A 5,540-nucleotide genomic window follows, 5' to 3' on the forward strand; every position below is an offset into this window, starting at 1 on the left:
AATTCTCACATCGGCAAGTGCCTTACTCATGCAAACCCTCCCCGTTGACCCGGGAGCCGTTTGACGCTCCGGGCCTTTTTCAAGGCGTTCATCACTGGGTGAGACGGACGGCGGTCAGGGTCCGGGGCGGTTCGGCCGGCGCGTCACCGCAACCATCCCTTGACCTCCAGAATCCTCTGATCGCCCTCGCTGGTTCGGGCGTACTGCTTTCCGCAGTGGGTGACGTATTCCCGGACGAATCCCTGCTTGATCAACTCGTCCAGCATCGGCCGGACCACGGCCGGCTTCAGGCTGGTGGCCCTGGTGATGGTGAGCAGCGAGGCCGGCGGCATCATCGCCTCCGGACCGGGCATGGCCCGCAAGGTGTTGAGCATCGTCCAATTGACGGAAGTCGGAGAGATCACTGGCGCCTCCCTTCGAGCGTCGGAATCAGCAGCGCTGTCGCGGTTGCGAGCCGCGATGTCAGTCGGCAATCCGGATCGACGGTTCGGAGGCTAGGACCTCAAGCTATCTTGAGGTCAAGCGGAAATTCCGGGTCGTTTGACGGCGTGGTCAGAAATCCAGAAGGGCGTTGTCGATCACCTCCTTCATGACGAAGAAGGTCCGGGTCTGCCGCACGCCGGGCAGCGCGATCAGTTGTTCGCCGTGCAGCCGGTTGAAATCGGCGATGTCGCTGACCCGGATCTTCAGGAAGAAATCGAAATCCCCGGCGACGAGATGGCAATCGAGCACGAAGGGCAGCTTGCGGATCGCCTTCTCGAACTCAGCGAAGCTTTCCGGCGTCGAACGGTCGAGCTCGACGCCGACCATCACCAGGGTGCCGCGATCGACCTTGGCGGGCGCGATCTCCGCGCGGACCGAGCGGATGTAACCCTCTTCGAACAGCCGCTGGATGCGCCGGTGGCAGGTCGCCGGGCTGACATGGACCGCCTCGGCCACATCGGCGTTGGTCATCCGGCCATCCCTTTGAAGATGTTGGAGAATCCGGCGATCCACGGCGTCCAGCTCATAGGGCATGAAAGAAGCTTCCATTCATCAGCGGTTTTCAGCCAATTTATCTCACAAAATGCCGATGATGTGAGCCAAAACGGAAAACTGGCAGACCACTATGAGAGCACCTTTCAAATTCCCGGTGATACGGTCGCTCCACCCTCTCATTGGAGCACGCCATGCTGCGCCTCGATCGCTTCGAACGCTATCCGCTCACCTTCGGCCCGACCCCCATCGAGCATCTGCCGCGCCTGACCGCGGCCCTGGGTGGCACGGTCGAGATCTACGCCAAGCGCGACGACTGCAACTCGGGCCTCGCCATGGGCGGCAACAAGCTGCGCAAGCTTGAATACATCATCCCGGACGCCATCGCGTCGGGTGCCGACACGCTGGTGTCGATCGGCGGCGTGCAGTCCAACCACACCCGCATGGTGGCGGCGGCGGCGGCGAAGATCGGCATGAAGTGCGTCGTGGTGCAGGAGAGCTGGGTTCCGCACGAGGACGCCGTCTACGACCGCGTCGGCAACATCCTGCTGACCCGCCTGATGGGCGCCGACAGCCGGATCGTTCCGGACGGCTTCGACATCGGCATCCGCAAGAGCTGGGAAGAGGCGATCCAGTCGGTCAAGGACGTCGGCGGCAAGCCCTACGGCATCCCGGCCGGTGCCTCGGTGCACAAGTATGGCGGCCTCGGCTATGTCGGCTTTGCTGAAGAGGTCCGCAAGCAGGAGGCCGACCTCGGCTTCAAATTCGATTACATCGTCGTCTGCGTGGTGACCGGGTCGACCCAGGCCGGCATGATCGTCGGCTTCGCCGACGACGACCGCGCCGACCGCGTGATCGGCATCGACGCCTCCGGCACGCCCGAGCAGACCCGCGCCCAGGTGCGCCAGATCGTCGACAGCACGGCGGACCTGGTCGAACTCGGCCGCAAGGTCCGGGACGACGAGATCGTCATCCTCGAGGACTACGCCTACCCGGCCTATGGCGTGCCGAGCGCGGAAACCAACGATGCGATCCGTCTGGCCGCCCGCACCGAGGCGATGATCACCGACCCGGTCTATGAGGGCAAGTCGATGCAGGGCATGATCGACCTCGTGAAGAAAGGCTACTTCCCGGAAGGCTCGAAGGTGCTCTACGCCCATCTCGGCGGCGCTCCGGCGATCAACGGCTACAGCTACACCTACCGCAACGGCTGAGCCGCGGGCTTCCGGCGGCGGCCTGCGACGGGAAAGCCCCCGCCCGGAACACCGGGCGGGGGCTGCCGGCACGACCGCCTTGCGGAAGACGGCGTTCTCAGAAGTTGCTGGTCAGCGTCACCAGGACCGTCCGCGACGCGCCGGGGGTGATGTTGTTGTTGCTGTTGGCGGTGCTGTAGTACTTGCGGTCGAACAGGTTCTGCACGTTCAACTGCGCCCGGACGGTCTCGGTGACGTTGGCGTAGACCGCCGCGTCGAACCGTGTGAAGCCCGGCAGGGTCACGGTGTTGTCGGCACCCGCATAGACCTTGGCCTGATGGATCATGCCGATGCCGGCGCCGAACATGTCGGTGAACTGGTACTTGTTCCACAGCGAGGCGCTGTGACGAGGCACCAGCGGCACGGTGGCGCCGCTGGCGGCACTGCTGGTCGTGCTGGTGATCTCGGCATTCTGCAGCGCATAGCCGCCGGCGACCTGCCACTTGTCGGTGATGTTGCCGCTGACGCCCAGCTCGAAGCCGCGGGTGCGCTGGCTGCCGGTCTGCACGACGAGGCCCGGGTTGTTCGGGTCGGGCGCGGTGGTGTTGGTGCGGTCGAGCTGGAACAGCGCGGCGGTCAGCGAGAGGTTGGACAGGACGTCCCACTTGGCGCCGATTTCCCAGTTCTGGAACTTCTCCGGCTCCAGGTTCGCCGTGGTGGTGGTGAGCGAGGTGAACTGGTCACCCGAACCCGGCAGGTACGACACGCTGTAGCTGGCGTAGAGCGACAGCGGCTGCACCGGCTTGAACACCACGCCCAGGCGCGGCGACCACATGGTGTCCTGGCGGCTCAACGCGTCGCCGTTGCGCTTGTTCTTGAAATCGATGTCGAACCGCTCGAACCGCAGGCCGCCGATGATCTGCCACTGGTCGGTCAGTTCGATCTGGTCCTGGACATAGCCGGCCGCCGTCGTCACCGTGGCGGAGGAGTTGGCGTCGGTGGCGCTCTGGCGCCACGTCACCGGGCCGCGATAGGTCGGGTTGGCGAGCGACACCGTCAGCGCGGTGGCGTTGCCGAAATAGCCGGTGTTGCGGAACTGGTCGGTCTTCTGCCGGCCAAGCTCGACGCCGGTGACCAGCGTGTGCTTCACCGGTCCGGTGTTCAGCTTGACGATCGCGTCGGTCTGGTTGATCAGGTTGTCGCGCTCGATGGCGTGGTTGTAGGCGGACAGGCTGACCGTTGTGCCGGCCGCGTTCACCGCACCGGGGAAGACGTTCTGATAGAACTTGTCGTAATGGGCGTAGCGGAAGCGGTCACGGATGGTGATGGCGCTGGTGACCTCGTGTTCCAGCATCGCGTCGACCGCGTGCGATTCGACGGTGGAATAGCTGATGTCCGGGTTGCCGAAGAAGGTCGAGACGTCCGTGTTGACCGGCCCGCCGCGGTAGGAGGGGATGCCGCGGTCGGCGGTGCGGTCGTCCTTGAAATACTCGTAGCCCAGCTTGAGCTTGGTCTTGTCGCCGGGCGTGACGGTGACGGTGGGATTGATGCCGATCCGCTCCACATTCACGTCGTCGCGGTAGCTGTCCGAATTCTCGTACATGCCGTTCAGCCGGACGGCGACATCGGGGTTCAGCGCTTGCCCGACATCGCCCGTCACCCGGCGGGTGTTGAAGGAGCCGGCGCGCAGGCTGAACTCGCGGATGGGCTGGCCATCGGCCTCCTTCTGCACGCGGTTGATCACACCGCCGCCGCCGCCGCGACCGAAGACCATGGCGTTGGCGCCCTTCATCGCCTCGACGCGGTCGATGTTGTAGAGGTCGCGGTAATACATGACGTCGTCGCGCACCCCGTCCAGGAAGAAGCTGGCCGTGCTGCTGTTGCCGCGGATGGTCAACTGGTCGCGGTTGCCTTCACCCTGGCCGGCGGTGATGCCGGGGATGTAGCGCACCACGTCGGCCATGCTCTGCATCGCTTGGTCCTTGATCAGCGCCTCCGGCACGACCGTTATGGACTGCGGGACATCCTGCAACGGCGTGTCGGTCTTGGTGGCCGCCGTGCTGCGCTTGGCGACATAGCCCTGCACCGGTTCGGCCCGTTGCGCCGCGCCGGTCACCGTGACCGGCCCCAGCACCGTGGCCGAATCCTGCGCCCGTGCGGTGCCTGCGCCCCCCAGCGCCATCGCACCCGTCACCAGCGCCGCCGCCGTCACCATCGCCGTCGTGCAGGGCAGAACCGCCCGCCCCGCCTCGTTCACCGCCGTCCGCCGATCAACCCCCAACATGATCCCCCTCATCAATCGACCCTTCGTCTGGACGCTGCGAAAATGCGACTTATTCGCATATGCCGAGACGTGATACGAAAGATGGGAGAGGAAGGGCAAGAGTTTTTGCGAATGATTCCTATTATCTATCGGAGCGGCGACACATTGGATGGTGTTCCGTCGCGGCTTGGTCAGCGAATCCAGGGGAGACTGGTGGGTTTCTGTTGCAGCGCTCGCAGAGGCACCGCATCGCTATGCTTGATACGGCATAGCGTGGCGTTGCAAATCCTTGAGAGGGGCCGGGTCGAGCGTTGAAAACGCAAAAGCGGCGGAGGCAAGGCCTCGCGCCGCTGGTACCGGTCGATGGAGCCGCGCCGGTATCCGTCATACGTGGTCAGGACCCAAGGCATCCTGAACCCGGCATCAGCAGTCGCCCAACGACCGCTCGACCTCGGACACCAGGCGGTCGGCCAGCCGGATCGACTGGTGCAGGTCGGCGGGGCTCATTCCCAGGCCGGGATCCTCGATGACCGGAAAGCTTTCCGCCCGGTCGATGCCCACGCCCCTGGCGCAGACCAGGACTTCGTAGCTGCGGTTGTCTTCGTTGAACAGGCATTCGGTTTCGAAACCCCGGGCATCGGTTTCAGCCCACATGATCGCTTTGCTCATGGCGTTGGTCCTGACATGACGGTGAGAGAAAAGGGGAGGGGGAGCGGCATGGCGGGTCCCCCTCGACCGGTGTTGTTTGGCCCGTGGTCACTTCGTGAGGGCCGGTTCCTTGCGCGCGGCGGGCTTTGCCGCGGCCGGAGCGGAGTCCAGTGCCGACGGCTCGACATAAGCGCGTCCATAGTAGCTGTCGAGGAGGAGTTGCTTGATCTCGGCGACGAGGGGGAAGCGGGGGTTGGCGCCGGTGCACTGGTCGTCGAAGGCGGCCTCGGCCAGCTCGTCCAGCTTGGCCAGGAACGCCGCCTCCGGCACGCCGGCCGCCTGGATCGAGGTCGGGATGTCCAGCGTCCGCTTCAGCTCCTCCACCCAGCCGATCAGCTTCTCCACCCGCTCATGGTCGCGGCTGCCGCCCAGCTCCAGGTGACGCGCCACCTCGGCGTAGC

General features: G+C 65.0%; 6 protein-coding genes. 1 reads left to right on the top strand and 5 read right to left on the bottom strand.

The window, feature by feature from the left end:
- Positions 1-143 precede the first annotated feature (143 nt).
- Positions 144-404 carry a hypothetical protein gene (locus TSO352_RS06605; protein WP_109106500.1) on the bottom strand — a complete coding sequence of 87 codons (261 nt, stop codon included), beginning with the start codon at positions 402-404 and terminating at the stop codon, positions 144-146.
- A 148-nt stretch (positions 405-552) separates the two neighbouring features.
- Positions 553-1,032, bottom strand: coding sequence for an Lrp/AsnC family transcriptional regulator (locus TSO352_RS06610; RefSeq protein ID WP_199231498.1), 480 nt, complete (start codon positions 1,030-1,032; stop codon positions 553-555).
- A 137-nt stretch (positions 1,033-1,169) separates the two neighbouring features.
- Between TSO352_RS06610 and TSO352_RS06615 the strand changes: the two genes are divergently transcribed.
- Entirely contained in the window at positions 1,170-2,189 is a 1,020-nt protein-coding gene (locus TSO352_RS06615; RefSeq protein ID WP_109106502.1) for a 1-aminocyclopropane-1-carboxylate deaminase, read from the top strand.
- A gap of 97 nt (positions 2,190-2,286) precedes the next feature.
- Here the strand turns inward: TSO352_RS06615 and TSO352_RS06620 are convergent, their stop codons facing one another.
- From TSO352_RS06620 to TSO352_RS06630, 3 genes are all read right to left on the bottom strand, one after another.
- Positions 2,287-4,452: a TonB-dependent siderophore receptor gene (locus tag TSO352_RS06620; RefSeq protein ID WP_199231499.1), complete on the bottom strand. Its 2,166-nt coding sequence runs from the start codon at positions 4,450-4,452 to the stop codon at positions 2,287-2,289.
- Between the two features lie 402 nt (positions 4,453-4,854).
- Entirely contained in the window at positions 4,855-5,100 is a 246-nt protein-coding gene (locus TSO352_RS06625; RefSeq protein WP_109106503.1) for a hypothetical protein, read from the bottom strand.
- 87 nt (positions 5,101-5,187) lie between these two features.
- A partial coding sequence (locus TSO352_RS06630; protein WP_146210725.1) for an iron-containing alcohol dehydrogenase occupies positions 5,188-5,540 on the bottom strand: 353 nt, incomplete at its 5' end.

The sequence above is a fragment of the Azospirillum sp. TSO35-2 genome (genome assembly GCF_003116095.1).
GTDB lineage: Bacteria > Pseudomonadota > Alphaproteobacteria > Azospirillales > Azospirillaceae > Azospirillum.